Here is a 26,907-nt window from a genome sequence, read left to right on the forward strand (position 1 = left end):
CATTGACAATCAAGAGACTACAACACACTACTATATATCAAATGAGTATAATGATGCAAAAACTTTTTTAACAAAAATTCTTTATGAATGGAGTGTTGAAACAATGCACTTTTACAAAGATACTGCATTAAATGAAGATAAATGCAAAGTCAATAAAGGTGCTTTTGCATTATCTATTCTTAGAAGCTTCGTTATCAATATTTTACATTTGAATAAAGTTGAAAATATTGGTAGAAAAATTGTTGAAACAACATATGATCTTACAGAAGCTTTAACACTTATTTGTATGACAAGAATCAAGTATGGACTTATTAAATGAATATTAGGGTTGGAATGGGCTATAAAAAAGATGATTAGGAGGTAAAACTATCAAGTTGGGACAAACTCTTAAAGCTTCATAGATTGTCATACCTGTTTTAACACCGTAACTTCTTGCTTCATAGCTGGATGTAATAACTATGCCTCTAATTTTTTTATCTTCAACAAAGTAGTCTTCAAATGAGCTCTTTGCATCATAAAATATTGTTGGTACAAAGGCTCCTTTATTATTTAGTGTAACATCAATATTTTTACGACTTTTTTGGCTAAAGATAAAAGGATCGCCGCGACCTCCTACAGCAATAGGTTTATTCTTCAGTGCTGGGTTTAGTAAGCGTTCACAAGAGGCAAAAAAGCAGTCAAGGTCTAGGTGTATTATCATTGAATAACCTCTTTTTGCTTTATGATATAATTTTTGATAGGTTAATGCTAAAAAACATATCAATTTCTAAAGAGAAATTATGTTGACATTTGAAGAGGTTAATAACAGACTAAAAGATATTCTCTCAACAGAGTTGGGAGAAAAAAAGGTTTACGACAAAGATGTAGCCGAAGCATTAGATATTGATCCTGCATATTTTGCTGTACTTAAAAAACGGGGTCGTCTTCCACTTGAAGCAGTAGTAGCATTTTGTGCCAAACGCTCTATAAGCATCAATTGGCTTCTTTATGATCAGATGCCAAGAACTTTGGAAGAAAATACAGAGAAGTTTGCTACTGTGCGATATTTTAAACAGATTAATGCTTCGGCGGGAGGAGGTGCTTTAAATGAAGATGAAAAGCCAGAAACGTTGTATATAGATGAAAATATTGTACGTATGCTTGGTGGCAAACAGCATTTAAAGTGGATAGATGCTATTAATGTTATCGGTGATTCTATGGAGCCGTTAATTCGTGACGGTGCTACAATATTTGTAGACAGGAGTGTGACTGAAATAGGCGGTGGAGGCATTTTTGTTGTACGTACATTGGCTGGTACGTTTGTAAAACGTTTGATTAAAAGAAGTGATGGAAGAGTGGAGTTGCTCTCCATTAATCCACTATACCAATCTGAAACAGTACTTCTTGATGAGATTGAGATTATTGGGAAGGTTGTAGGAAAAATGGAAGGAAGGAAATTTTAGCCGAATTTATGGTAGGCTAAATAGTATATGAAAGTTAAATAATTAAATCAGGATGGAGTATGAATTATCGTTATATAGGAAAAACTGGATTACGAGTTTCACCATTATGTATGGGAACAATGACATTTGGATCGTTTTGTGATAAGAAAACCTCATTTGCTATTATGGATAAAGTGTATGAGCGTGGGATCAATTTTTTCGATACAGCAGAGCTATATCCTGTACCACCAAGAAGCGATTGGGCAGGTGTGACAGAAGAGATTGTTGGAGAGTGGATACAGACAAAACCGCGTGATTCTATTATCTTGGCAACGAAAGTAGCCGGAGCAGCAAGTGGTTGGTTTGTACCTCCTATTCGCCACGGTATGACAGCTATTGATCGTTTTCATATAGAAAGAGCGGTTGAGGGAAGCTTGCGGAGACTTAAAACTGACTACATAGATCTGTATCAAATGCACTGGCCTGATACTGTTGTACCGATTGAAGAGAGTTTAGAAGCATTTGACAGATTGGTTCAAAGTGGTAAAGTGCGATATATTGGAACTTCTAACGATACTGCTTATGGGCTGACAAAAGCAAATGAAGCAAGTCGTTATTTAGGATTAGCTCGTTTTGAGTCTATTCAGAATAACTTTTCACTACTTAACCGTCGTTTTATGGATGAGTTGGCAACAGTGTGTCGTAAAGAGAGTATCTCTTTACTTCCTTATGCTCCATTAGCTGGTGGTGTTCTTACAGGAAAATATAATGGTGAGTTTTTTCCACCGGAAGCTAGGTTTACCCGTTATATGGATGATAAAAATCCAAGGGTGCGTGCACAGGCGAGTAAGTATCTAAATGAAAAGACGCTTAAAGCGACTGAACGTTATATGAAGATTTCAAAGATGGCTGGAATGAGTGTTACGACTTTGGCTACTGCATGGAGCATGCAACACGATTTTGTTGCATCTTCTATAATTGGTGCTACAAGTGTTGAACAGCTTGATGATACATTGGCAGCTCTTGATGTAACTCTTGATGATGAAGTGTTAAAAGCTTGTGATGAGGTACATGAAGAGATTCTTTATCCGATGGGATAAGTTTTTTATAGTGGTACGAGTAGAGGTTATTGGCTTGATAATTTCACTTTAAGTGCAAAAGTTTATTAGAGTAAACACTTTTGCACTAATAAAATCAAAGGGCATAATATTAATCTTAAAAAGGCATTGTCTCTTGTCCTATTTCAAGATAACGAGTCCAATAGTGATCTACAAAGTTTCTTACTTTCTCATCTTTTGGAAGCCATATGCCATCTACTTTCTCTACATAGTTTGATAAAAATTTGCCTGCATCACATTTTGGCAGATAAAACTCATGAGCTAATTTAATGTATCTTGCTTGGTAAAGTGCTTTTTGCTTTCTGTAAGCATTCTCACTCAAATCAATAGTTAGCTTACCATCCTTAAAATCAAGCACACCCGCTTCAAATAGAATATCAAGATGCAAAAGTCCTTCAACATAGTAAGGCTCTACTTCACCTGTTTTTCGCCAACTCATTAGGCTTACTGCTCTAGCAACAGTATCTCTTAAAATCTCTTCTTTTAAAGCTTCATCTTCATGCATAAAAAATGCCATAAGTCCGCCGACTGTTGCTTTAAACTCTTCAACATTTTTGTAGTTTCCGCTGCCATTCATTTGGGTTTCTGTATTATCATCTACCCATAGAATATGACCATATTCATGTCCGATAGTTGTGATTTCATAAACTTTATGCCAAAGTTCTGGCTGCTCAAACATTATTTTGCGTTGATGAAGAACAAAGTCATCACCAAAAACTTCACGTGCTAGACGCATAACAGGGCGAGCCTTTTTACTCTCAAGCACATTATCAGCAAAAGCAAATATCTTCTTACCAAGTTCACTACTTACTTCTGTATCATTAGGAACAACTTGCGCAGAAAAGAGTCCTTGAAACTCTGCTCCGTAAAATAGTGCCGGAACACCAATATAAAGCTGCGTACGCTCTACCTGTTTCAAGCAGTTTGCATTAACTCTTTGTGCCTCTTCGCCAAACTCATTTGCCAAAGATTCAGCCATAGAGCTGATTTGTTTAGCGATTTTACTCTCTTGCATCAACTTTGGAGATGAAAGCCGAACATCCCACTCCAGTGCTACTGCTTTACGGTAATGATCTTCATAATATTCAAGAGGATGCCCTATCTGAATAGGTGCTGTGATTGCCATCCATTTACGATCAACTTCTGCCCACTTTTTAATAAGCCCATCAGTTTCTGGATGAGAAAAAGCGTCAATCAAAGCATCTATGTATGCAAGCCACTCAGCCTGCTGACCAAATACTTCATCTTCCATCTGTGCTAGAACGCCACGCATATTCTCTAATTTATTGACAACTTCTTGTACCTCCATACGAAATGCTTTGGCATAAGGTACACTCTTAAACCCTTTACGTGTCTTTTTAAGCACAGAGTAGCATCGATCACCTATACAACCCTCTTCACGCAAATCAAGAAGGTTTTCACTCTCCAGCATTTCATAAATCTTCTCTTCATCACCGTTAAAAAGTTCATACAACTCTCTGTTTACACCGTGGATAATATGCGCTGTCCAGGCACTTTGCCAATTGCTCATAGCTTCACCTACACGGTGTGCCTCTTTAAGCACTTCACGGTAAAAAGGTGTTAAAAGAGCTTCATCTTCTATCCAGTCTAACAGTTCTAGGTGACGTTTAAGGTAGAAATCAGCAACCATCTTATAGGCAGTCTCTTTTGCTTCTATGACAGCCTCTTCGTCACGCCCCTCTTTTTCAAGCACTTGAGTCAGTGCATCATCACGTAATCCTATGAGACGTGTTAATGCTGCCATTCTTGTTTCAGGTGTAACTGGCAGTTCAAGACGACGTAGAAAATCACCTACCCACTCTTCAGCTTCAGCATGACCACTGTTAAGAAGATCATAATATTGACCAAGTTGTTTCTCTCTTCGAAGGATCTCATCATAAACCTTCTGAAGATCTTCCATAAAAATATCTTTATATATATTTTGCATCTTTATCACCTGTTTTTCAACATTTCAATAATAGGTTTAGCTAATGTTAGTGCCTTGCTTCTATGCGAAAGCTCTCTTTTAATCTCTGGATCAAGCTCTCCCAAAGTCTTGTCAAATCCTTCTGGAATGAACATAGGATCATAACCAAAACCACCATCACCTCTTGGCTCATCTATTACTTTACCATACATCCACCCATGCATAACATATTTTGCTTCAGAAGCAATTATTGCTATAGCAGCAGTATAGTAGGCTGGGGTCTCTTTTAAACCACTTTTTTTAAGATTTTCAACAAGTTTATTTAAGTTTTGTTTATCATTTGCTCCAATTCCTGCATATCTTGCACTGTAAATCCCAGGTTCATTATTTAAAGCAGGAACAGTAATTCCACTGTCATCACTGATAACAATAACATCGTTAGAATTTAATTTATTGAAAATAGTTTTTGCTTTAATCAGCGCATTTTCAGCAAATGTAGAGCCATTCTCCTCTATTTCAAGAGGACCTAATATATCTTTAAAAGGTATTATATGGTCATCCTTAAAGAGAGATTGAATCTCTTTTACTTTACCTTTATTTGAAGTTGCAAGAATAATTTGCATTTTTTTCAACCTTTAGTATATAACTGATGTATAATTTTGTCGAAATTTTACCATAAGGATCTATCGTGAAAGAGATTTTCAAAAAGGTACTACCTTTAAGTCTCATTGTTGCTTTGAGATTTTTCGGTCTCTTCATTGTGCTTTCTGTACTTTCACAGTATGCATTGGAGTTGCCTGGAGGTACTGCTCTTTTGGCAGGTATTGCAGTTGGAGGTTATGCATTGACCCAAGCAGTGTTACAAGTACCGTTTGGCGTACTGAGTGATAAGATAGGCCGTAAAAAGACTCTTCTTATAGGTTTGCTGATATTTGCAGCCGGATCGGCAATAAGCGCTATTGCTGACAATATTTACATTTTGCTTCTGGGAAGGTTTTTACAAGGAGCAGGAGCAATCGGTTCTGTAGTTACTGCAATGATTGCAGACCATGTACGAGAAGATCAGCGAGCTCATGCAATGGCTGTTATGGGTATGACAATTGCTATGAGTTTTGCGGCTGCAATGATTATAGGACCTATTATAGGTGGACTCTACTCTGTAAGTGTTCTTTTTTGGATCACAGCTATACTGGCAATACTTGCATTGACAATTCTATTTACTGCTGTTCCAGAGCCTCCGAAAATCATACACAGCTACTCTGAAGAGGAGGCAAAAATAAAACATGTCTTTAAAGATAAAGATTTGGTTCGAATGTACATAACATTTCTATTTCACAGCTCAACTATGGCTATTGCCTTTTTCCTAATTCCTATTATTATGAAACAGAAGTTTGGATTAGGTGCTGAAAGTTACTGGAAAATCTATCTTCCTGCTGTATTTTTTGGAATTATTGCAATGGGACCGGCGGCAGTATTTGGAGAGAAGTATGGTAAAGGTAAAGAGGTCTTTTTGGCATCTATTGCTTTTATAGCTGCTGCATTTATTTTAATGGGGTGGAGTGATTCTATTCTTTGGTTTGGAGTTGGTGCAACATTCTTCTTTATTGGATTTAATATGTTTGAACCTCTGTTGCAGAGCTTTGTAAGTAAATTTGCCAAAGTTCACCAAAAAGGGGCAGCTTTAGGTGTTGCAAATACATTCGCTTATGTAGGAATCTTTTTAGGTGGTGCAATCGGAGGTTGGCTATATCAACACTTTGGTAGTGGGGGTGTTGCTACTTTTGTTTTGGTAGTATCTGTTTTTTGGGCAGCTTGGATCTTTACAATGCGAAGTCCTGGTGTGCGAGACAATCTATTTTTACCATTTACAGAGTATGATAAAAACAAAATTAATGGCTTAAAAATGGTTAATGGTGTAACAGACTTCTATCTTAATGAGACTGAGCAGATTATAGTAGTCAAATTTGATAATGAGATTGTTTCATCTGATGTTATAGAGACATTTCTTAAAAAATAATTATTAGATATATTTTGCTATAATCGTATAAAAAAGATTACTCAAATGCAGGTTAAACAGTATAGTGTAAAAGTATTTGAAGTTGAGATAGAAAACGAAGAGGAGTTTTTAACTTTTGTTCGTAAAAATATTGTTCTTTTAAAACGCTATCTTCTTCTTTTAAAAGGTGATGTAACACCGGTAATTGAGACCTTCTTACGCAAAGAAGGGATCTCTTTTACAAAAGATTTGTCACTTCAATCTCAAAGTGGCAAACCTCTTCAGTTCACAAAACAGAGTGGGCTTAGAATAGTAGATCAGCTGGTTAGAAGTGGTCAAGAGATAGTAGAGAGACGTGATTTACTGGTACTAAAAAGGGTTAACAGCGGTGCTAGTATTCGTACTGAAGGAAATTTCATAGCACTATCAACCATTGAAGGTAGAGTTGAGTGTAATGGAGAGTTTATGCTTCTAAAACCTTCACCAAAGGCTCGTATTGTATTTAATGGCGCCGATATATCGGATGCAATGGATGATGAACACTTTTATAAAATAAGATTTAAAAATAATGAAATTCTAATATCAAAATATGCAAAGGATATTCAATGGGCATAGTATTTGCAGTTATCAGCGGTAAGGGTGGTGTTGGAAAGACAACAACTTCCGCAAACTTAGCCATAGGAACAGCAATTGAAGGGAAAAAGACAGTTGTTGTAGATTTTGATATTGGGCAAAGAAACTTAGATATGATTTTAGGACTTGAAAACCGTGTTGTATATGATATTACAAATGTAATGGATGGTGATGCCTCACTTAAACAAGCATTAATTAAAGATAAAAAACAGGATAATCTATATTTTCTTGCTGCCTCACAGACTAAAGATAAATCAGCTCTTGATAAAGAGAGAGTAAAAAAGCTTATTGACCAGCTTAAAGAGGAGTTTGACTATATCTTCCTAGATTCACCTGCCGGTATTGAAGGAGGGTTTGAACATACAATTTTATATGCAGACAATGTAATTGTAGTTGTTAACCCTGAAGTATCTTCTATTCGTGATGCTGATCGTGTTATAGGGCTTGTTGATGCTAAAAGTCATAAAGCTAAAGAGGGAGAAAAGGTTGGTAAATTTCTTGTAATTACAAGAATTGATCCAGAACTCATAGAAAAAGGAGAGATGATTTCAACTGAAGATATTTTAGATATTCTTTCTATCAATCTTTTAGGTAAAGTTCCGGAAGATAAACGTGTTATAGATGCTTCAAATACAGGTAAACCTGTAATTCTGCACGAATCTTCAAAAGCTGGAGAAGCTTACAGCCGTATAGCAAAAAGATTATGCGGTATTGATGTACCTTTTGTAGATGTTGAAATTGCAGAAGAGAAGGGGTTTATTAAAAAATTAACAGGACTATTTAAATGAGCTGGTTTGGAAATCTTTTTAAAAAAGAGTCTAAAAGTGCCAATGTTGCTAAAGACAGGCTTATGATTGCAATTGCAGCTGATCGTCAACACACTCTCATTCCTCATATGGATGAGATGCGTGCAGAGATCATTAAGGTTCTTGAAAAATATATCCGTATCGATGATATAGAGATAAAAAAAGAGAGGAAAGGAGAGGTTGATCTCCTAGAAATTGAGGTAATTGTTCAAAATTAAAAGCATATCCGGTTAGCGGAGTGCTAAAACTTGAACTCTCTCTCCTGCTTCTTTATTGTTCTCATCAGCTTCAAGCCATAAAAGACCTACATTTCCAAGCATATTGGTCATAATGGCACTGCTTCCGTCTCTTTTCCCTTCAAAATCACAAACATACTCACCATCTTTTATGTATAAGTTACAAGCGGCGAATTCTGTTTTGTTTTTTGTTCTTTTTTTATAACCATCAAGCAATCTGGCACTAATAGTCTCAAATTTAAATTCGCGTCCCTGCAAACGGTACAAAATAGGAAGAACATATAGAATAAATGTTACAGTAGAAGAGTAAGCAAAACCTGGAAGTGCTACAATGTATCTGTTACCTTTTTGAGCTACCATAATATGCTGACCTGGTTTGATCAACACACCTTTAAATATGACATCGCATCCAAGCTCATCTCTTATAACATCTTTAACAAAATCGTAATCGCCAACACTTACTCCACCAGTAGTAACCACAATATCAGCACTTCTTAAAGCATCTTTCATGGCAGTTGTAATCGCTGCTCTATCATCAGTTACACTGCCCATTTGAACAGGCTCACCGCCATGTTGCTTTGTTAATGCTTCAAGAGTATAGTTGTTTGAACTTCTTATTTGAGCAGGGTTGTTACTGCACTCACCAAGCTCAAGAACTTCACTTCCAGTAGCCAGAATTGCAACTTTTGGTTTTTGTACTACAAGTGGAGCAACAACATTCAAACTTGCCATTACCCCTATTTCTGCAAAACTAAGGGTAGTCCCTTTTTTTATGAGTACTTCACCCTCTTTAAAGTTTTCTCCAACAGGGCGAACAGAAAAACCTGTAGCTACTGGCTCTTTGATAATAATCTTGCCATCACTGACATCTACATTTTCAATAGGAATCAGTGTATCTGCACCTTTTGGCATTAAAGCACCGGTAAAGGTTTTAATTGCAGTTCCTGGAACTACGCAAAGTCCTTCTGTATCGTTGCCTGCCGGGTTTACCTCTATTATTTCAAGCTCTCCAAGCTCTTGATCTTTACCAATAATAGCATAGCCATCCATAGCAGCAGTAGGGTAAAGGGGAGAGTTCTCTTTTGCAATAATGTCTTCTGCTAAAACGCGACCTAGAGTATCTGGAAGATATACCTTTTCAACTCCAACTGCTTCAATAATTAAATTATCTAACTTTTCCATTGACTCTTTATATGAAATAAATGCCATTTTATACCTTTGCTGCCAGCAATCCGCTGCCTTCCATTGGAGTTGAACGATCTTTCGCATATACCCGCTTGCCGTTAATTACATCATATTTCCAAATTGGAGCATTAGCTTTGAAGTCTTCAACAAATGCATCAAGCATTTCAAGTGCGACTCTTCTTTTAGGACTAAAAATTGCACAGGCAAAAGATGATTTATGCACCGGAACATCACCTTCACTGTGAGCCATTGCAATAATTGCACCTTTTTCTTCCAGCTTCTTTTTCCACCCTTCAAACCATTGTTCCAGTATTGGGCGGTAAATATCAAAACTTAGTGCTTCTATACCACCTTCTTCACGTATTGTTCCTACAAAGCTAACCATTGCACCGTAGTTTTTATTGTGTTCAGCATTGTACCAGCGGCTTAAAAGCTTATCTACATCTATTGGTCCATTATATATAAGCACCATAGATCATCCTCCGCATACAGGAGGTAACAGGCTGACTCTGTCACCATCTTTCAGCTTTATGTCAAGAGTGTTAACCATTGTATCATTTACTGCAACTGCAGACTGCTTTAACCACTCTTTTATTTCAGGATCTTTTTTTAGAATTTCAGCCACTTCAGTCAATGATTTAGCATCGATTTCAATAGGCTCTTTACCAATAGGACCTAAAAATTCTACTTTTACCATGCTCTTTTCCTAAAATTTTTTATATTGATTATATCATATATGGATATAATACAGTTATGATTTTTGGAAAAATAGAATATCTAAACCTTTTACCATTTCATATATTTTTAAAACGATATCTTCGAAACAGTAGTGAAAAAAAGGCTTGGACACTAAGAGGATCTGTTCCATCAAGAATAAACAGGATATTTGAAGCAAAACGGGTAGATGCTGCTGTAATATCTAGTATTAAGAGTCGTCATTACAGATGTAGTGATTTTGGAATAGTTGCTGATGGAGAAGTGCAAAGTGTGTTGCTTATTCCTGGAGAGTCCAAATCAGATATTGAGTCTGATACCTCTAACCAACTTGCTAATGTCTTGCAACTTAAAGGAGAGATATTAATAGGAGATAAAGCTCTTCGTTTCTGGGTAAAAGACCCAAATGGCGCAATAGATTTAGCTAGTGCTTGGAAAGAGAAAGAGGGGCTACCATTTGTTTTTGCAAGGTTATGTGCTCACCCTCCGTATAGAGACAGAATAGGAAAAATGACAAAAACTTTTTTTAAGTCACCTCCTAAAGTGCCATATCGGATTTTAAGAAGTGAAGCACAAAAACATGGAATAACAACGAAACAGTTACAAGAGTATTTAGATAAGATTTATTACAGACTAAAGTGGCGTGAAAAAAAAGCATTAAAACGTTTTTTTCTCTTAAGTCGTTTAAAGCAAAAAAATAACACTTTTGAAAAATGTAAAAAAACTTGATTTAATTTTTTATAAATATACGTTGCATTATAATTGACATTATGAAACATATTTACAGAATAGTTATATTAATTACATCTCTTGGTTCAGTACTTTTTGCACATGAACCTATTAAACCTATACCGCAACATCTTGATTATAATAAAGAGAAAGCAGAACTTGGAAAACTTTTGTTTGTAGATCCTCGACTCTCTTCAGATGGAACAGTTGCTTGTGTGAGTTGTCATAGTTTCGATCATGGTGGTGCAGATCCAAGACCAGTATCAATTGGTGTTCGTGGTTCAAAAGGTTGTGCAAATGCTCCTACTGTTTATAACAGCTATTTCAATTTTCGTCAATTTTGGAATGGTAGAGCAAAAGATCTGAAAGAGCAGGCAAATGGCCCTATTCATAATCCAGTTGAAATGGATATGGTTCCTGAAAAAATTGAGAAATATTTGAAAGAGAATAAATATTACCGTTCTCTTTTTAAAAAAGTTTTCAAGAATGAACCTAAGTATGATTATGTTCTTGATGCAATAGCTGAATTTGAAAAAGCACTATTTACTCCAAACTGTAAATTTGATCAATATCTAAGAAATGAAACTAAATTATCTCCCAAAGAGGCTAAAGGTTATAGACTATTTAAAATGTTTGGTTGTATAACTTGTCATAATGGTGTAAATATAGGGGGAAACAGTTTTCAAAAATTTGGGCTGATATTTTCTTATGAATGGAAATCAGATTTTCCTGATCGTTACGCTATAACAAAAAAACCGCAAGATAAAAATGTCTATAAAGTGCCAACACTGCGCAATATAGTATTAACTTCACCTTACTTGCATGATGGTAGTGCTGCTACATTGCAAGAAGTATTGCAAAAGATGAGTTATCACAATTTGGGATTTGATTTAAATAAAGAAGAGATTGATGCACTGGTTGCATTTATGAAAACATTAACTGGTGAAGTGCCAAAAATTATACAGAAGAAATAAACAGAGTAATGAGAAATATTAAAGTATTAAAATTAAAAGTATTTAGACTATAATTGTTTCAAATATTTTTGAGAATATGCTGTTGAAAAGGAGAAATATTGAAACGTTTATATTTAAAAATAGCAGCTGTATTTATGGCTGCAGCTCTTGGTATGGGGCTTTTATATTATCAACAGATATTTCTCAAAAAAAATTTCCAAAATGAAACACGTATTGAGAATGAATTACAATCTATTCAGAGAGATTTAATTTCGTTACAATACTTAGCGCTTCAAGCTAGCTATTTCCTATACTTTAATAATGATACAATTTATAAAAAAATAAAATCTATAAAAGAATCTATATCTAAATTAAAAAATGACCCAGCTTTGCAAAGTAGCAGTTTTTTAATAAGTGCAAAAAAGTTTGGAATATTTGAGCAAGAGTTCAATTTATTTCAAAAAATTATTACAGAGTTTTTAACACTTAATGCATCTATTAAAAACAGTACAGTTTATCTTCCAACACTTGGATTAAAGATTTTTGAAACTTTTGACTCATCAGATACACATCAGTATGAAATAAATAAACTATTTGCAAAAATAAATGCAAGAGTTTTTTTAACCAAAAGTGCACTTGACAGTGGATTTGTTGAAGAACTTAAAGAGTATCATAATAGGTTACAAAAAATTGAGAGTAACGTAACTAAAGATAAGCAGAAAAAGTTATTACAAACTGCTTTAAGGCACTTAGATATATTCATTAACTATTTTCCATATTTTCAAAAAGATTTACATTATATAATAAATAGTCCATCTATGGATGCATTATTTAAAACTATAAAATCATATAATAGTGAAGCAGCAAAAAATCATGAGTCAATAAACACTTTTTCTCAACTCTTTTTGCTTCTTTATTTAATAAGCATATTGGTTGTATTATATTTCATCTTCCATTCTGAAAAAGAGAATATCAAATTGAGAAAAATTCAAGAAGCTTTGAAAAAATCTCTTATAACTGATACTTTGACAGAGTTGGGAAATAGAGAATCATATAAAAATGATCGTCATAATTTTAAACACCCTGCTATGGTTCTATTTAATATTGACAAATTTAAACATGTAAATGAGTTTTATGGTGGAGAGATAGGTGATGCAATACTCAAGCAGATTGCAGAACGATTAAAAAATAACTTTGCTGAAAAGTTTCCAGAGTCAAAGTTTTACAGGCTTGGTGGTGATGATTTTGCTATTGTATTTGAGTATGTTAGTACATCTCATCTTGAAAAAGTGATTCATACTGTTTTAGATCTTTTCAATAATCAAACTTTTATAACCAAAGGAATAAGTGTAGATATTACTATTTCTGCAGGTGCAAGTTATGCTAGTAAACTTTTTGAAACAGCAGATATGGCACTTAAACATGCAAAACAGTCAAAACGCGAAAGATATGCTATATATAATCCAAGACTTGATGCATCTGAAAAAATTGCTAAAAATATTAAAGAGTTAAAACAGCTCAATCAAGCTATCGATAATGATGCAATAATTCCATATTTTCAACCTATATTTGATTTACAAACAAATAAAGTTGTTAAGTATGAGTCTCTTGCCAGACTTAAAATAAGTGAGAAAGAGGTGTTGACACCTTACCACTTTTTGAATGCAGCTAAAGAGGCAAAGATAAGTAGTATTATAACTTCAATAATTTTAGAAAAAACTCTTAAAAAAGCACAAGAGAGTAGAGAGTCATTCAGTGTAAATATATCTCCTGATGAGATAGAAAATCCAGATGAAGCAAATATGATTTTATCAATGCTTTCGCAATATAAAGATGTATCAAATCTTATCACATTTGAAATTTTAGAGAGTGAAGAGATAGAAGATTATGATGTGTTATTAGACTTTGTAAAAGATGTTAAAAAGTATGGATGTAAAGTTGCTATAGATGATTTTGGTAGTGGATATTCAAATTTTGAAAAACTTTTAAAAATGGATATAGATTTACTTAAAATTGATGGAACTTTAATTAAAGATATAGATCATGACAAACATGCTGAGATGGTTGTTACAACAATAAGAGATTTTGCAAAGAGTGCTAAGGTTCAGACGGTTGCAGAATATATTCACTCTAAAGATGTTCTTGAAAAAGTTAAATCACTTGGAATAGAGCTAGGGCAAGGGTTTTATCTTGGAAAACCTAAACCTGATATAATTACGTAATACCAATTTATAAAGAAGGAAATTTTTGGAACTTGATCAACGATATGCTAATGCATGTTTACAAATTTTAAGGGATGATGACCTTACATTACCAGAAGATATTGTAAGGTACTTACAGAAAAAACCTTTTGCTGCTGAAATTATTACAGACAAAGATGGAGTACCATATTTAAAATTATATGGTAGGCAGCACTTTTTACTATCTCAAATTGTTCCTTTACTAAAAAATATTGGTTTAACAGTACATAGTGAAATTTCATATGAAATTCCTTTTGAAACAAGTAAAATTTATGTAAGCAGATACCGTATAGCCAATGAGCAGTTGGAAGATATTAACCATACTCAAAGAAATATTCTTGAACTGCTTGAGACGATGCTATGTAATCCTACTCTTCCAAATACAGCACTTCTTCAGCTTACACTTTTAGAAAATATATCACCAAGAGAGCTTGAGCTTTTAGTAGCATTAATAGCTTATGAAAATCAGTTGGTACCTGCATTTAATGAAATGACAATGACAAATATTTTGATTAAACATCACTCTATTACAAAATCTTTGCTTGATTACTTTAACATAAAATTTAATCCTTCAATAAAATATAGAAAACGTGAGATGGATAGGCAAGAAGAAAAAATAGAGAATATGCTTCATCCAATCACACATATCACAGAAGATCAAGTCATACGTATGCTTTTTGAGATAATCCAACAAATGGTTAGAACTAACTATTTTCTTGAAAAATCTGCTATATCATTTAAAGTTCATACATATAAAATTAAAAGCAAAATGGCAGGAATTCAGCCTCGTATAGAGAGCTTTGTTCATCACTACAACTTAAGCGGTGTACATTTGCGTATGGGTAGTGTAAGCAGAGGAGGCATACGTTGGAGTGATCGCTTTGAAGATTTTCGTATAGAAGTACGCTCTTTAATGCTTACTCAAGAGGGCAAAAATGCCATAATCATTCCAAGTGGAGCAAAAGGTGGTTTTATAATAAGATTGCCTAAAGAGGAGATAACAAAAGATAAGTTCAAATATTTTTATGAGCTATATATTGATGCACTTTTAGATCTTGTTGATAATCAAGAAGATGAAAAGTGTATAGTCAATCCAAAAATTGTAAGATATGATGAAGATGACACCTATTTTGTAGTTGCAGCAGATAAAGGTACTGCTCATATGAGTGATACTGCAAATGCTATTGCTTTAAGACGTGGTTTTTGGCTTGGTGATGCATTTGCAAGTGGTGGCAGCAATGGCTACAATCATAAAGAGTTGGGAATTACAGCAAAAGGAGCATTGCGTTCAGTAGAGCGTTTTTTTATTGAAGAGGGTATAAATTTTTATGAAACGCCTATTACTGTTATTGGCATAGGCTCTATGAATGGTGATGTTTTTGGTAATGCAATGTTGCAAAGCAGATATTTTAAATTGGTTGCAGCAGTTAGTCATAGTGAAATTTTTATAGATCCTGACCCTGATCCTGAAATTGCTTATAATGAACGAAAACGCCTTTTTGAAGCTAGTCCCAAAGGTGGATGGAGATATTATGATATTTCTAAAATAAGTGAAGGTGGAGGGGTTTTTAACAGAAATGATAAAGAGATCCCTCTATCTACGCAGATTCAAAAGTTGTTTAAAACTACACGCCAAAGTATGAGTGGCGAAGAGATGGTTCAAGCCATCCTCAAGCTCAAAGTAGATATGTTTTTCAATGGCGGTGTAGGTACATATGTTAAGGCAAGTTGGGAAAGTAATCTGGATGTTGGAGATAAAGCTAACGAAAATGTTCGTATAGATGCATCTGAATTAAAAGCTAGAACAGTTTGTGAAGGTGGAAATCTTGGTTTTACGCTTCCTGCAAGAATAGAGTATGCAAAGCAGGGAGGCTTCATAAATCTTGATGCAATCGATAACTCTGCAGGCGTAAATACGAGTGATCATGAAGTAAATTTGAAAATAACTTTAGCTTCTTTAACAAGAAAAGGGCAACTTGATGAAAAGAGTCGTCTAGATACACTTCAGCATCAAGCTGAAATGGTTACAAAAAGAGTATTGTGGACCAACTATCATCAATCTTTGGCTATATCATTAGATTATCGCAGAAGCCAAAACAATATTGAGCCATTTTTAAAAGTTATTTCATTACTAGAGCGTAAACTTCCTGTTTTTAGCCGTAAACGTTTTCATATTCCAAAAGATGAAAAAATATCTGACATTATAGATGAAAATGGTGGGCTTGTACGCCCAATTCTTGGGACACTTTTATCATATGCAAAAATATTTGTAAAACAGCATCTGCTTGATAGTAATATTTTAGAAGATGCATTTGCACAAGAGTATCTGTTAAAATATTTTCCAAAATCATTTGCAACTATATATGAAGATGAGATTTTAAGACATCCTCTTAAAAGAGAGATTTCTGCTACAGTAATGGCAAATAGAATTATAAATAGTACAGGAATAACTTTTATAAGTGATTTTGAAGATTTAGGTGAAGATCGTTTTCTATCAAAAATAAAAAGTTATCTTATTTGTAATCAGCTTTTTGGTACAAACGATATTCGTTATGAGATTTATCGTCAAGATTATAAAATATCATCATCTAAGCAGTATGATTTACTATTTGAAATTGAAACTACTATATTGTTTAGTGTTGATTGGATGATGCGTCACCTTTTGACAGATCAGATTCACGCTCCTACACTTTTGCGTTATAAAAATGAACTATCTTCTCTTATGGATGCAACTTCTGAAGATGAAATCGTACAGATTGTAGATAAAGATAGTCCAATAAACAGGTTTTTCTATCATCTACCTTATATGAAGTTTACAATAGCAGCAATAATTTTACATGAGAAAAATCATAGACGTTTTGATGAAACAGCAAAATTAATGCATGCAATAATAAAAGAGTTGCATATTAATGAAATTTTAGAATCACTTGAAAACTTTAGATCTAAAAATGAAGAAGAAGAGACAATAAAAAAACAGCTTAAAGAGTTTATTGAGTTTTCTGTAACCTCGTTAAGTGAGAAAGTTATTCACTATCAAAGAAAAGATGAAACTATGGAGGAGGCTTTAAAGAGCTATCTTCAAGATTGTGAAGAACGATATCAAGCTCTACAAGATAGTTTTGAAAAGTTTTTACATCCAGATGAACAAAAACTTGAAGATATTGCAATACTTGTAAATACTCTTGTGCAAATGACACTGGAAAATCCAATATAGAGTTAGGAGACAATATGCCTGAGGTTCAACCCTTGAAAGAGGACTTAACTCTATTTGATATTGGAACAAAAGATGTGGTTTCAATAGATATTGATGCTTCGCTTAAAGATGCTGTATCTTTAATGTATGAAAAAGGGTTGAGAGATGTCATAATTATAGATAATGAGACCGGTGAATTTGGTATATTAACAATTTCAGATATCATAAGAGAACAGCACTCGACTACTCCTGAAACTTCATTAAGAAATATTCCTCTTATACCTTGTATTGTTGAATCAAAAGATTTTTTTGTAAAAGATGTTGTTTCTAAATATGGAATAGATTTTTATTATATTTGTCTTGTTGAAGAGGGTAAACTTGTTGGAATAGTATCGAAAACTGATATTATAGCTAACTATGATCCAAAAATTTTAGCAGAGTATGAGCAAGTTATTAATTTGATAGGCAGGCATAAAATAAATTATATACCGCATGATATGCCTGCTAAAGAAGCTATAATACTTCTTGAAAATGATCTTGATGATGCTCTTATAATTTTAAAAAATAAAAAAGCAGTTGGTATTGTAACTGCACGTGATGTTTTAAAAATTTTTGCAAATAATACTTCTTTAAATGTACCTATATCTCACTATATGAGCTCACCGCTTCAAACACTTAGAGAAAATGCAACTGTAAAAGAGGCCTTGGATTTTATAACAAAAAAACATTTTAAACGAGTTATTATTGCTGACAAAAATGGAGATATAGTTGGCATAATTTCTCAGTCAGAACTTACACGCCTTCTTTACAATAAATGGATGGATTTAACACGTAAAAGCCTAGATATAGCAAAAAGAGCGCTTGAGTTTGAAAAAATTGCTATGATGGATCCTTTAACACAGGCATACAACCGAACTAAATTTGAAAAAGTAATTGAGAAAGAGGAAGAGAGAATTATAAGATACAAAATTTCCTTTTATTCTATAATCATTATAGATATTGATGACTTTAAATCTGTAAATGATACATATGGACATAATGCAGGTGATAGTATATTAAAGGAGTTTGTATATTATACGCAGAAATTTCTTAGAAAAAATGATATGTTATTTAGATGGGGTGGAGAAGAGTTTATAATATTTTTGCCTCAGACAAATTGTAAAAACGCTGTTATTGTTGCAGAAAAGATACGTAATATTATTGCAAATCATATATTTAAAGATGGACCTGAAAGAATCACTTGTAGTTTTGGAGTAAGTGCAAAAAGATCTATAAGTGATAATGTTTTAGATATTATTAAAAGGGCAGATAATGCCCTTTATATAGCTAAAAGAAATGGTAAAAATAGAGTAGAGTCATCTTGTACTAACTTCTAAGCACGTAATGTTTTACGCCAGTATCCACGTCCTCCACGCAAGGATATGCAGATTTTATCAGGAAACTTTTTACGAAATTCGGGTAATCTCTCTTTTGATTCTTTGCCTGTATCACAATAAAAGACAAAAACACTACCTTCTGGATACTCTTTTAACTCATAAGGATTATAAAGAGTTGTATCAGCACCTTCAATAGGTTTTGCAATAATGTCTATAAGCAAAACCTTTTTTCCTTCTTTTTCCAGTTTCTTTTTAGCCTGCAAGAACTCCTCTTGCGTCCACTCATCTTTGAATTCAACCATTTTATCTGTAGTTTCCAAAGTTGATTGGGAAATCAAAGTCAAGTGACTTTAGATGAGCAATGACTGTTTGCAAATCATCCAAAGATTTTCCACTAACACGAATCTCATCACCTTGAATGGCTGCCTGTACTTTAAGTTTAAGACCTTTAATCTCTTTTACAATCTGTTTTGCATCATCTTTGCCAATTGCATCAATAATTGCAAAAACTGCTCTTCTAGTCCCACCACTTGCATCTTCACGACTAGTCTCTTTAAGAGTTTTTGGTGAAAGACCTCGTTTTATAATTTTCCCTATTAAAATATCTATCAATGCATCAAGTTTATTGTCACTTGATGAAATAAGAGTAACTGTTTTTGCTTTTTCATTCAAATTAATCTCTTTTGCAAGTCCTTTAAAATCGTAGCGGTTATCTGCCTCTTTTTGAGCTTGCGCTATAGCGTTCTTTATCTCCTGCATATCTGCTTTTGCTGAGATATCAAAACTATGCTCTTTTGCCATACTATTTCTCCTTTGTACAATGAGATATTTTATAAAATCCATTGCGTGCTCTTAAACGCAATGGCCATTTGTAACTCTTTTCAATAAATTTCTTGCCTATATATGCCACTATTCCATCTATGCAAAATAGACCAGCATCAATAATAGCATATCTTCCGCCAAGAGCAATTGCAAGTCCTCTTAATTTAATGTCTGCTTTTTGCATCTTTTTACCTTTTAGCAAAGCAACTATATTATGTCCTGCAACTGTTCCACTCTGTTCAGCACTTTGGGCAGTAGGAGGAATACGTTTACCATTTCTGTCTTTTAAATCAGCTGCATCTCCTACTACAAAAACATTCTCTGCACCTTTTGGACGAAGGTAACCATTTACTACTATCTGTCCTATTTTATTCTTCTCAAATGGTAAAGATTGAACAAATGGTGCAGCCATAATACCACCTGTAAATATCATAAAATCAAAATCTATGGTTTTGCCATCTTCTAAATATGCACACTGATTTTCAACTTTAGATATATGAGAGCCTGTATGAATGATGACACCAAGCTCTTTTAGACGTTTTTTAGCTTTGTTAACAACATTCGATTTCATACCAGGTAAAATAGAGTTACCTACGAGATGAATTTTAATTTTGCCGCAAGATAGTGAGTTAGAGCGGTAGTAACGGTTGAAAAAAGCTTGCATTTCAGCTGCAATTTCAACACCGGAAAGTCCTGCACCTCCTACTAAAATGCTGTATTTCTCTTTAGACTCTTTTGCGCTTTCCAATCTTTTGTAGAGTTCTGCTTCAAAAAACTGTTTCAGCTTAAATGCAGCTCGAAAGCTTTTAACTCCATGAGAACAGGTTTTCAATCCTGTAACACTCTCAAAAAAGCGAGTTACTGCACCTGCTGCAATGATGATATAGTCATACTCTATTACATTTCCATCTTCACATATAAGGCAGTTACTTTCTGGTTCAAGTCTTTCAGCTGCAGTATGTAAAAATGTCACATTATCGCCAAATCCAGCACATAGTGATCGAAGTCCAATAATTGTATTGTCAAATGGTACTTTACCAGCAATAAGGTCGTATCCTTCAGTTTGTAAAAAGTGGTACGGATGTCTGTCAATTACAGTTATGCGTATTGCAGGGTGTTTAGAAAGTTCATTTAAAGCACAAAGACCAGCATAACTGCCTCCAACTATTACAACATGATGCATAGTAAAACTCCGATATTTTTGATTATATTATACCGGAGTTTTGTATATATTGTTGTGTGACTTGTGTAAATGTCTATATTTTTTCTCTATTTTTCACTTTCTTTAGTATCAATATTTTTAATTGCTTTATCTTTAAATTCTTTTAGTTTAGTTATCAGCTCTTCAAATAGTTTTTCTGCCCTATTTTTACCTTTTATCTCTTTTTCAATCTTATCTATAGCTTCATCTAAAATTTTGTATGTTGTATCACTTGAGCTTGTATAACCAAGAGCTTCAGCAATTTTTAACTCATTTCTAGCTGCATCAATATGTTTAAGAGCTTGATTTTTATCACTTTTTGCAATTTTGCTTGCGGCGTCTATTAATGCTTCTGCTTTTAAAAGAGGTAATGGAATGATTATTTCATTTTGTACCAAAGTTCCAAGAGCCATTTCAAGAATATCTTTTGCCTCTTTTAACTTATTATCTTGCAGATATTTTGCTGCAAGTTTTAATGCTGCTGGATAAGATACAAGAGGTAGATTGATAGTGATTATATCGATTTCACTTTGAAGCCTATTTAAAAGTCGTCTAGCTTCTTGAACCTTACCATCATCAATAAGATCATTTACTAATTCTAAATCTGTTTTAATACTTTTTAGATCACCACTATATTCAGTCGCTTTTACAACAGAGTCTATGGGGAGCATTAAAGGAGCATTTTTATGTGCTAGAATAACTTCAAGTTTACCTATAGCACTCTCTAAATCTTTTTTTGCTCTTTTTAAATCTTTTTTTTCAAGATCATTAAGTACAGTTTTTGTTAAAAATACTGCTTCAACGGCTTCTTTAACTACTTTTAAGTGCTGGTTATTGGCTTCAGATTTTGCACTTTTTACAGCATTTTTGCTAATTTCTGCAGATGTTGTTGCCATAACAGATGTAGTGCAGAGTAAAGCTGTTGTTGCCAGAGATAACAACACTTTTTTCATTATTAACTCCTTCAGATATTTACTATTCTAACTGAAGAAATTTTAGTCTAATTACATCAAGTTTTTCTGCTACTTAAGTATCATTTTTTAAATTTGAAATGAAACTTTTCTACCTTCTTAATATTCATAAAAATAAACGGGGCAAGAAAAAGAGCTTCTAAAATTAGTGAAACAACTACAGCTTTAAATGTACCATCTGGTGTTTGGGTATATGGCAAACCACCTGTGTTCATACCAAAAAAACCTGTTACCAGTGTAAGAGGAAGGAAGATAGCAGAGATGATAGTAAGCCAATACATATTTCTGTTCATCCGTTCATCTACTTTTGCACGATAAAAGTCATAAAGGTTATCTAGCTTTTCCATTGCTGCTTTTGCCAAATCACGGATTCTTCCTATATGCTCAAAAAGATCAGCATAAGCTAAGTCTTTAAAGTCATCTCGTCTTTTATGGTGATTTACAAACTGCTCAAAAGCCAGTCCTGCATGAAACATAAGACGGTGGATTAGTGAAACATCTTTTTTGTATGCCAGCCACTTTTGCATAAAGTCAGAAGAGAAAGCACCATCATAAAGGCTCTCTTCAAGCATCTCTATTTCATAATGGTATCTTTGGATATCTTTAAGCATCTGATCGGTCTTTTGATCAAGAAATTCATATAAATCATGCAAAGAGCCGCTAGGAACAAGCTCCTTAACCTCACGATTAAACCTAAAACTAACACCATCTTTTATAACAAATGCATAAGAGATAACCTGCAATCCATTGTCACTCATTTCAGGCAGTCTTAGAATCAGCACAGCATAATCTTTGCCAAGCTCAAATTCAGAAGGGTGGTTATCACTCTCTATATCTTCAAGCAAAAGTTCATCTATATGCTCTTTTTTTAACTCAATTGCCATTCTCAATCTTCTCCAATAGTTTCTTTACATCATTAACGGCAAGCTTCTTGCGCTCTATATTTAAAATCCCTTCACGTTTAAGCTGCTGCAAATGACGGTTGACAACATGGCGTACTGTTCCTATCATCGATGCTATCTCTTCGTGTGGAAGGTTTTGCAAAAGCCCCAACTGTTTAACAGGGTTTTTAAGATCCAGATTTTTAAGAATCAGTTTCATCAAACGTGTTGAGGTATCATAAAGAGACAGATCGGTAGCCAACTCTTCAACTTGACGCATCTGTTTTGCCATATATGGGAAAAAAGCACGGTTAAAAGCCGGATTTGTATCAAGCCATTCACGTACTTTTTCTATGGGAAGTTCCAAAGCTTTAACTTCATCAATTGCTTCAGTCATAACATCATGACGTAAACCGTCAAGCACTGTCAAAACATCAAACATATCGTGAGGACCAAGCAGATAGATGGTCTGCTCTCTATTGTTGTTTGGATTATATTGATAGACTTTAATGCGACCCTCTATGATAATGTAAAAAGAGCAAAGCGTATCATCAGCATCCATAGCTGAAGAGCCTTTTGGGTAGTCTTTTATGATACCTATACGGTTAATCTCATCTATTAACTGTTTACTTAGCCCCTCAAAAGGTTCAAGTTCAGTTACATGACCCATTTAAAAATCCAGTCCGAAACTTCCAAAGCTTCCCATATTTGGATCCATATGACCCATTTGAGTGCTTTTTGTTCTTAGCATCAAAATGTCTGATTTTGGATCAATCCCTTGAGGACATACCGCTGTACACTCTCCACACAATGTACAATCCCATACACCGTCTTGCTGAATGTCATCTATTTTACTTTTTATATTTTCTTCACGAGGGTCAGCCACATAACGCCAATCACGTGTCAAAGCAAAAGGTCCAAGAAACAAGGGTTTGCTTTCATAAACAGGGCAGGCACTATAACAAGAATTACAAAGAATGCAGTCACTTTGAACCGCTGTGCGTTTCTCATCTTCTGGTGTGATGACAGCATCACTTCTTGAGGTTTCAAGCCACGCTTTAGCTCGTTTTAATGTCTCAAAACTGCTACTTTGATCTACAATAAGGTCTTTTATAACAGGAGCAAAACGTAATGGTTCAACTACATCACCATCTTTTGGCTTATATGCACAAGCCAATACTTCACGTCCATTGACACGCACGGCACAACTACCGCAAATACTGCTTCTGCATCCTGAACGAAAACTTAGGGTTGGATCTTTGGTTGTTTTAATGTTTGTCAAGCTTTCTAGAAGTGTAACACCCTCTTCAATCTCCCACTTCTGTATGATTTCAGCAGGTTGTCTAGTAGAATGGTAACGCTTTATAGATATGGTAATCATTTCTCTTCCTCATCATCAAAATCTTCACAGCAGTTGCCGCCCATCTCATACTCTTCTTCCCACGGCTCAAGCTCTTTATTGACTGCTTCAATCAGTTTTTCAGTTTCATCTAACTTCTTTTCTGCCTTAGCCAACTCTTTTTCAAGTCTTTCAACTGTCAAATCATCCTTAGTCATTTCCATCCTCCGTCTCTTCTCACTTCATCCCCCGAAATTCATTGCAAAGCACTCCTTGCTCTTTCCAAGACAATGAGTGAACTCCGCCAAATTTCTCATTATCTTCATTTGGAAAATCTTCTCTTTGATGAGCCCCACGTGACTCATTGCGTCCAATTGCACCAACGAGAACCACTTCTGCAAGTTCAACCATATTGCCAAACTCTATAAACTCCAGTAAGTTGGTATTGTACTCTTTAGACTTATCGGCAATTCCCATAAATGGCAACTCTTTTTGCATCTGTCTAATTGCAGCTAGTACCCCTTTAAGCCCCATCTCATTGCGAATGATTCCTGCATTGCGGTAGAAGATTTTTCCCATAAAGTCTCGTTTTTCATAAAAATCGATCTGGTTGGTAAATTGTGGAATTGCTGCAACAAAATTGCGATCTTTTTCAAACTGTTCAGAAGACGCTACTTTTACTTCACTATTTTCACGTGCAAATTTTGCAGCATTCTCTCCTGCTTCACGTCCAAATACAATGGTTTCAAGTAGTGAGTTACCTCCCAATCGGTTAGCCCCGTGAACATAAGCATTGGCACACTCTCCTGCAGCAAATAGCCCTTCAACTTTGGTTTGATGATTATGATCGACATCTATTCCACCCATTGTATAGTGTGCTACCGGTTTGATTGGAATCAGATCAGTTACAGGATCTATTCCTTCATAAAGTTTGGCAAGTTTATGCTCTTGTGGCAGACTCTCTTCTATGAAAGCTTCTCCTAGATGGCGTATATCAATGAAGACCTCTTCACCACTTTCAATTTGCTCCCAAATTGCTTTTGCCACTACATCACGAGGCTTAAGCTCATCTACAAAACGCTCTCCTTTACTGTTTACCAAGTATCCACCTTCACCTCTAGCACTCTCACCAATTAAGATACCGCTATTTTTCAGTGCTGTTGGGTGAAACTGTATAAACTCCATATCGCTTAGCACACATCCGGCACGAATCGCTGCAGCGACTCCGTCACCTGTTATTGCTGTTGAGTTAGTTGTAAATCCACGATAAAGACCGCAGTATCCGCCACTGGCAATGATGACACTTTTAGCCCCAATTGCCTTGACTTCACCACTCTTCATCTCAATCGCTGTAACACCTAGTACACGGTTCTCCTCAACAATGAAGTTAAGAAGAAAATATTCGTTTAAAAAGGTAATATCGGCTTTAAGTGCAGCATCATACAAGGTATGAAGAATTTTTAGTCCTGTATAGTCTTGAGCATAACAGGCACGCTTGCCGCTAGCACCGCCAAGCTTTCTTTGTGCTACTTTGCCATCTTCCAATCGGCTAAAAGGTGTACCGATGGAATCTAACCAGTTAATAGCATCAGGAGCTTTTTCACATAACTTTCTTATCATCACTTCATCACCAAGTGTATGAGCCGATTTAAGGGTATCGGCAATGTGAGCTTCTACACTATCTTCTCCTACATTGCCCAGTGCGGCATTTATTCCACCTTGAGCCATAGAAGTTTGAGAACGAGTCGGGTAAGTTTTACCCAACACAGTTACTTTTGCACCATTTTCTGCTGCAGCAAGTGCTGCTGAAAGTCCGGCACCACCACCGCCAATAATTAATACATCTATCATAAAGCTATCCCACTCTCAATTTATTCTTTATGTCAATTATAGCAATCTATAAGCACCTAGTCAAAAGTAAGACCAATTATTAGCGTAAAGAGAACGGTACGAGTACTAGGCAGATTTTCGCAGGACTAGCTAAAGCTAATTCAAGAAAATCTAACGAAGTAATCGTACCGTTCTCTTTACGCCCTAAGGGAACCATAAAAAGGCTACATCTGCTACGTTAGAAACTTTTGATGTGTAACTAACACACCTGCAAGTTTCTGCCTTGCATCTGCAGCCTTTTTATGATTCTAATAGTTGGTCTTACTTTTAACTAGATGCTTGTGCTATACTATATAAAAAAATAGGTAAAGAGAGATGATAAAGTTTTTCTATTGTCTTGTTTTAATTGGAATTCTTACAGGTTGTACAGTTGACAATAGTGGTACAGGTGGTTTTGATGTAAAAGAGCCAACTACAGAGAAACGTACAAAATACAGGACTTTCATCAGTGATGAAGAGTTAAAAACTCAAAAAGAGTTGGCACAAATCGAAGCCCAAAAACGCATAGAGCTTGAAAAGATCAGTGGTGAGACACGACTAAAACAGTTGGAGCTTGAAAGAGAGAAAGAGTTGGCACTTCTTCGTGAAAAGGAGAAACTGCTTAAAATTGAACATGAGCAGGCAATGCAGCGTTATATATTAATAGGTGCAATTTTGCTGATCTTTTTAATAGGTGCAGCACTTTTATGGTATTTTGACAAACGGCGTAAAGATAAACTTCGTGCATACGAAGATAATTTGAAAAAGTATTTTCATCAAAAAGAGAATGAAGCTCGTGTCAAAATTGCAGAGAAGATTCTTGATACTGTATCTTCACAAGATCTTAATATGGAGCAAAAAGCAAAACTGATTGAAGCTCTTCACGGTCCTATAGCCTCTCCTGATACCAAAGAGAGTGAAGAGAAACAGCAGTTGCAAGAGAGATATAACCCAAATAAATCCATAAAATAAAAACCCACCTAATATTCCCTAAAAAACACATTTTTTGAAAAAATAAAATGCCTAAATATGCACCAAAATTATCTCTTACATATTTTTACTCCAAAGTTACTACATTTTGAACTATTTTTACGAAATTTCCTTGTTTTTTGACAATAGTATATTGTTATTATATTTTGAAATGCACTGATTTTTAGATTTAAAGTAGTCATTCTAAACTCATCTCATAAGCTTTGTGCCTTATATTTTGAAGTAGTTTGGCAAACTCTTCATTAACCTTTAAAGTGATTTTTCTTGCATGTGTAACTACCTTTCCAGCGATATTATATAGCTTATA

27 protein-coding genes and 1 pseudogene are annotated in these 26,907 nt (G+C 34.7%); 13 read left to right on the top strand and 15 right to left on the bottom strand.

What is annotated here, in order from left to right; translation table 11 throughout:
- Positions 1–319, top strand: a pseudogene (locus BM227_RS12775) (hypothetical protein); the annotation flags it as partial.
- A 3-nt stretch (positions 320–322) separates the two neighbouring features.
- Here BM227_RS12775 and BM227_RS09040 read toward each other — a convergent pair.
- Entirely contained in the window at positions 323–700 is a 378-nt protein-coding gene (locus BM227_RS09040; RefSeq protein WP_092913191.1) for a Y-family DNA polymerase, read from the bottom strand.
- A gap of 79 nt (positions 701–779) precedes the next feature.
- Between BM227_RS09040 and BM227_RS09045 the strand changes: the two genes are divergently transcribed.
- The gene (locus BM227_RS09045) at positions 780–1,442 is read left to right on the top strand and encodes a LexA family transcriptional regulator (RefSeq protein WP_092913192.1); all 663 of its coding nucleotides are present in this window, start codon (positions 780–782) and stop codon (positions 1,440–1,442) included.
- A 59-nt stretch (positions 1,443–1,501) separates the two neighbouring features.
- Positions 1,502–2,521 carry an aldo/keto reductase gene (locus BM227_RS09050; protein WP_092913194.1) on the top strand — a complete coding sequence of 340 codons (1,020 nt, stop codon included), beginning with the start codon at positions 1,502–1,504 and terminating at the stop codon, positions 2,519–2,521.
- Between the two features lie 115 nt (positions 2,522–2,636).
- Here BM227_RS09050 and ciaB read toward each other — a convergent pair whose 3' ends face one another.
- On the bottom strand, positions 2,637–4,487 hold the full coding sequence (gene ciaB, locus BM227_RS09055) for an invasion protein CiaB (protein WP_245757050.1): 1,851 nt from the start codon (positions 4,485–4,487) through the stop codon (positions 2,637–2,639).
- Positions 4,488–4,492: 5 nt separating this feature from the next.
- Positions 4,493–5,089, bottom strand: coding sequence for an RdgB/HAM1 family non-canonical purine NTP pyrophosphatase (gene rdgB, locus BM227_RS09060; protein ID WP_092913195.1), 597 nt, complete (start codon positions 5,087–5,089; stop codon positions 4,493–4,495).
- A 65-nt stretch (positions 5,090–5,154) separates the two neighbouring features.
- On the opposite strand from rdgB, the gene BM227_RS09065 reads away from it, so the two are divergent.
- Genes BM227_RS09065 through minE form a run of 4 tightly spaced genes read left to right on the top strand, consistent with a single transcriptional unit; the run spans position 5,155 to position 8,119 of the window.
- On the top strand, positions 5,155–6,483 hold the full coding sequence (locus BM227_RS09065; protein ID WP_092913197.1) for an MFS transporter: 1,329 nt from the start codon (positions 5,155–5,157) through the stop codon (positions 6,481–6,483).
- Between the two features lie 45 nt (positions 6,484–6,528).
- Entirely contained in the window at positions 6,529–7,077 is a 549-nt protein-coding gene (locus BM227_RS09070; protein WP_092913198.1) for a septum site-determining protein MinC, read from the top strand.
- Entirely contained in the window at positions 7,068–7,883 is an 816-nt protein-coding gene (gene minD / locus BM227_RS09075; protein WP_092913200.1) for a septum site-determining protein MinD, read from the top strand. The genes BM227_RS09070 and minD overlap by 10 nt, the downstream gene beginning before the upstream one ends.
- Positions 7,880–8,119: a cell division topological specificity factor MinE gene (gene minE, locus BM227_RS09080; RefSeq protein WP_092913201.1), complete on the top strand. Its 240-nt coding sequence runs from the start codon at positions 7,880–7,882 to the stop codon at positions 8,117–8,119. The genes minD and minE overlap by 4 nt, the downstream gene beginning before the upstream one ends.
- A 12-nt stretch (positions 8,120–8,131) precedes the next feature.
- Here the strand turns inward: minE and BM227_RS09085 are convergent, their stop codons facing one another.
- The 3 genes from BM227_RS09085 to BM227_RS09095 are packed head-to-tail and all read right to left on the bottom strand — an operon-like array spanning position 8,132 to position 10,019.
- Positions 8,132–9,346, bottom strand: coding sequence for a molybdopterin molybdotransferase MoeA (locus tag BM227_RS09085; RefSeq protein WP_092913203.1), 1,215 nt, complete (start codon positions 9,344–9,346; stop codon positions 8,132–8,134).
- A 1-nt stretch (position 9,347) separates the two neighbouring features.
- Positions 9,348–9,794: a molybdopterin synthase catalytic subunit gene (locus BM227_RS09090; protein ID WP_092913205.1), complete on the bottom strand. Its 447-nt coding sequence runs from the start codon at positions 9,792–9,794 to the stop codon at positions 9,348–9,350.
- 3 nt (positions 9,795–9,797) lie between these two features.
- Positions 9,798–10,019, bottom strand: a complete 222-nt coding sequence (locus tag BM227_RS09095; protein ID WP_092913207.1) for a MoaD/ThiS family protein — start codon at positions 10,017–10,019, stop codon at positions 9,798–9,800.
- A 56-nt stretch (positions 10,020–10,075) separates the two neighbouring features.
- On the opposite strand from BM227_RS09095, the gene BM227_RS09100 reads away from it, so the two are divergent.
- From BM227_RS09100 to BM227_RS09120, 5 genes are all read left to right on the top strand, one after another.
- Positions 10,076–10,765, top strand: a complete 690-nt coding sequence (locus tag BM227_RS09100) for an MqnA/MqnD/SBP family protein (protein WP_092913209.1) — start codon at positions 10,076–10,078, stop codon at positions 10,763–10,765.
- A 41-nt stretch (positions 10,766–10,806) separates the two neighbouring features.
- On the top strand, positions 10,807–11,739 hold the full coding sequence (locus BM227_RS09105) for a cytochrome-c peroxidase (RefSeq protein WP_092913211.1): 933 nt from the start codon (positions 10,807–10,809) through the stop codon (positions 11,737–11,739).
- Between the two features lie 98 nt (positions 11,740–11,837).
- The gene (locus tag BM227_RS09110; RefSeq protein ID WP_092913213.1) at positions 11,838–13,940 is read left to right on the top strand and encodes an EAL domain-containing protein; all 2,103 of its coding nucleotides are present in this window, start codon (positions 11,838–11,840) and stop codon (positions 13,938–13,940) included.
- Positions 13,941–13,965: 25 nt separating this feature from the next.
- Entirely contained in the window at positions 13,966–17,172 is a 3,207-nt protein-coding gene (locus BM227_RS09115) for an NAD-glutamate dehydrogenase domain-containing protein (protein ID WP_092913215.1), read from the top strand.
- A gap of 14 nt (positions 17,173–17,186) precedes the next feature.
- A complete protein-coding gene (locus BM227_RS09120) occupies positions 17,187–18,527 on the top strand; it encodes a diguanylate cyclase (protein ID WP_092913217.1) in 1,341 nt (446 codons plus the stop codon).
- Here BM227_RS09120 and BM227_RS09125 read toward each other — a convergent pair.
- From BM227_RS09125 to BM227_RS09165, 9 genes are all read right to left on the bottom strand, one after another.
- On the bottom strand, positions 18,524–18,829 hold the full coding sequence (locus tag BM227_RS09125; RefSeq protein WP_092913219.1) for a hypothetical protein: 306 nt from the start codon (positions 18,827–18,829) through the stop codon (positions 18,524–18,526). The genes BM227_RS09120 and BM227_RS09125 overlap by 4 nt on opposite strands.
- Before the next feature lies 1 nt (position 18,830).
- Positions 18,831–19,328 carry a YajQ family cyclic di-GMP-binding protein gene (locus tag BM227_RS09130; RefSeq protein ID WP_092913221.1) on the bottom strand — a complete coding sequence of 166 codons (498 nt, stop codon included), beginning with the start codon at positions 19,326–19,328 and terminating at the stop codon, positions 18,831–18,833.
- Between the two features lies 1 nt (position 19,329).
- Positions 19,330–20,532: an NAD(P)/FAD-dependent oxidoreductase gene (locus tag BM227_RS09135; RefSeq protein ID WP_092913223.1), complete on the bottom strand. Its 1,203-nt coding sequence runs from the start codon at positions 20,530–20,532 to the stop codon at positions 19,330–19,332.
- Positions 20,533–20,618: 86 nt separating this feature from the next.
- Positions 20,619–21,503, bottom strand: a complete 885-nt coding sequence (locus tag BM227_RS09140; protein WP_092913225.1) for a YfdX family protein — start codon at positions 21,501–21,503, stop codon at positions 20,619–20,621.
- Positions 21,504–21,583: 80 nt separating this feature from the next.
- Positions 21,584–22,405, bottom strand: a complete 822-nt coding sequence (locus BM227_RS09145; protein ID WP_092913228.1) for a CorA family divalent cation transporter — start codon at positions 22,403–22,405, stop codon at positions 21,584–21,586.
- Positions 22,395–23,072: a Crp/Fnr family transcriptional regulator gene (locus tag BM227_RS09150; RefSeq protein WP_092913230.1), complete on the bottom strand. Its 678-nt coding sequence runs from the start codon at positions 23,070–23,072 to the stop codon at positions 22,395–22,397. Before BM227_RS09150 ends, BM227_RS09145 begins: the two co-directional genes overlap by 11 nt.
- The gene (locus BM227_RS09155; RefSeq protein ID WP_092913232.1) at positions 23,073–23,783 is read right to left on the bottom strand and encodes a succinate dehydrogenase/fumarate reductase iron-sulfur subunit; all 711 of its coding nucleotides are present in this window, start codon (positions 23,781–23,783) and stop codon (positions 23,073–23,075) included.
- On the bottom strand, positions 23,780–23,965 hold the full coding sequence (locus BM227_RS09160; protein ID WP_143089725.1) for a hypothetical protein: 186 nt from the start codon (positions 23,963–23,965) through the stop codon (positions 23,780–23,782). The genes BM227_RS09155 and BM227_RS09160 overlap by 4 nt, the downstream gene beginning before the upstream one ends.
- A 13-nt stretch (positions 23,966–23,978) precedes the next feature.
- Positions 23,979–25,592 carry an FAD-dependent oxidoreductase gene (locus BM227_RS09165; protein WP_092913236.1) on the bottom strand — a complete coding sequence of 538 codons (1,614 nt, stop codon included), beginning with the start codon at positions 25,590–25,592 and terminating at the stop codon, positions 23,979–23,981.
- 354 nt (positions 25,593–25,946) lie between these two features.
- Between BM227_RS09165 and BM227_RS09170 the strand changes: the two genes are divergently transcribed.
- Positions 25,947–26,582 carry a hypothetical protein gene (locus BM227_RS09170; protein WP_092913238.1) on the top strand — a complete coding sequence of 212 codons (636 nt, stop codon included), beginning with the start codon at positions 25,947–25,949 and terminating at the stop codon, positions 26,580–26,582.
- Positions 26,583–26,907: the final 325 nt, after the last annotated feature.

The organism is Hydrogenimonas thermophila (assembly GCF_900115615.1).
Classification (GTDB): Bacteria; Campylobacterota; Campylobacteria; order Campylobacterales; family Hydrogenimonadaceae; genus Hydrogenimonas; species Hydrogenimonas thermophila.

Bases quoted from the DNA above. Each gene is read 5' to 3' on its own strand.
- minD (WP_092913200.1), top strand. From the start codon at position 7,068: ATGGGCATAGTATTTGCAGTTATCAGCGGTAAGGGTGGTGTTGGAAAG.
- BM227_RS09045 (WP_092913192.1), top strand. From the start codon at position 780: ATGTTGACATTTGAAGAGGTTAATAACAGACTAAAAGATATTCTCTCA.
- BM227_RS09095 (WP_092913207.1), bottom strand. From the start codon at position 10,019: ATGGTAAAAGTAGAATTTTTAGGTCCTATTGGTAAAGAGCCTATTGAA.
- BM227_RS09155 (WP_092913232.1), bottom strand. From the start codon at position 23,783: ATGATTACCATATCTATAAAGCGTTACCATTCTACTAGACAACCTGCT.
- minE (WP_092913201.1), top strand. From the start codon at position 7,880: ATGAGCTGGTTTGGAAATCTTTTTAAAAAAGAGTCTAAAAGTGCCAAT.
- BM227_RS09040 (WP_092913191.1), bottom strand. From the start codon at position 700: ATGATAATACACCTAGACCTTGACTGCTTTTTTGCCTCTTGTGAACGC.
- BM227_RS09125 (WP_092913219.1), bottom strand. From the start codon at position 18,829: ATGGTTGAATTCAAAGATGAGTGGACGCAAGAGGAGTTCTTGCAGGCT.
- BM227_RS09135 (WP_092913223.1), bottom strand. From the start codon at position 20,532: ATGCATCATGTTGTAATAGTTGGAGGCAGTTATGCTGGTCTTTGTGCT.
- BM227_RS09170 (WP_092913238.1), top strand. From the start codon at position 25,947: ATGATAAAGTTTTTCTATTGTCTTGTTTTAATTGGAATTCTTACAGGT.
- rdgB (WP_092913195.1), bottom strand. From the start codon at position 5,089: ATGCAAATTATTCTTGCAACTTCAAATAAAGGTAAAGTAAAAGAGATT.
- BM227_RS09090 (WP_092913205.1), bottom strand. From the start codon at position 9,794: ATGGTGCTTATATATAATGGACCAATAGATGTAGATAAGCTTTTAAGC.
- BM227_RS09120 (WP_092913217.1), top strand. From the start codon at position 17,187: ATGCCTGAGGTTCAACCCTTGAAAGAGGACTTAACTCTATTTGATATT.
- BM227_RS09150 (WP_092913230.1), bottom strand. From the start codon at position 23,072: ATGGGTCATGTAACTGAACTTGAACCTTTTGAGGGGCTAAGTAAACAG.
- BM227_RS09140 (WP_092913225.1), bottom strand. From the start codon at position 21,503: ATGAAAAAAGTGTTGTTATCTCTGGCAACAACAGCTTTACTCTGCACT.
- BM227_RS09165 (WP_092913236.1), bottom strand. From the start codon at position 25,592: ATGATAGATGTATTAATTATTGGCGGTGGTGGTGCCGGACTTTCAGCA.
- BM227_RS09100 (WP_092913209.1), top strand. From the start codon at position 10,076: ATGATTTTTGGAAAAATAGAATATCTAAACCTTTTACCATTTCATATA.
- BM227_RS09070 (WP_092913198.1), top strand. From the start codon at position 6,529: ATGCAGGTTAAACAGTATAGTGTAAAAGTATTTGAAGTTGAGATAGAA.
- BM227_RS09085 (WP_092913203.1), bottom strand. From the start codon at position 9,346: ATGGCATTTATTTCATATAAAGAGTCAATGGAAAAGTTAGATAATTTA.
- ciaB (WP_245757050.1), bottom strand. From the start codon at position 4,487: ATGCAAAATATATATAAAGATATTTTTATGGAAGATCTTCAGAAGGTT.
- BM227_RS09050 (WP_092913194.1), top strand. From the start codon at position 1,502: ATGAATTATCGTTATATAGGAAAAACTGGATTACGAGTTTCACCATTA.
- BM227_RS09160 (WP_143089725.1), bottom strand. From the start codon at position 23,965: ATGGAAATGACTAAGGATGATTTGACAGTTGAAAGACTTGAAAAAGAG.
- BM227_RS09130 (WP_092913221.1), bottom strand. From the start codon at position 19,328: ATGGCAAAAGAGCATAGTTTTGATATCTCAGCAAAAGCAGATATGCAG.
- BM227_RS09105 (WP_092913211.1), top strand. From the start codon at position 10,807: ATGAAACATATTTACAGAATAGTTATATTAATTACATCTCTTGGTTCA.
- BM227_RS09145 (WP_092913228.1), bottom strand. From the start codon at position 22,405: ATGGCAATTGAGTTAAAAAAAGAGCATATAGATGAACTTTTGCTTGAA.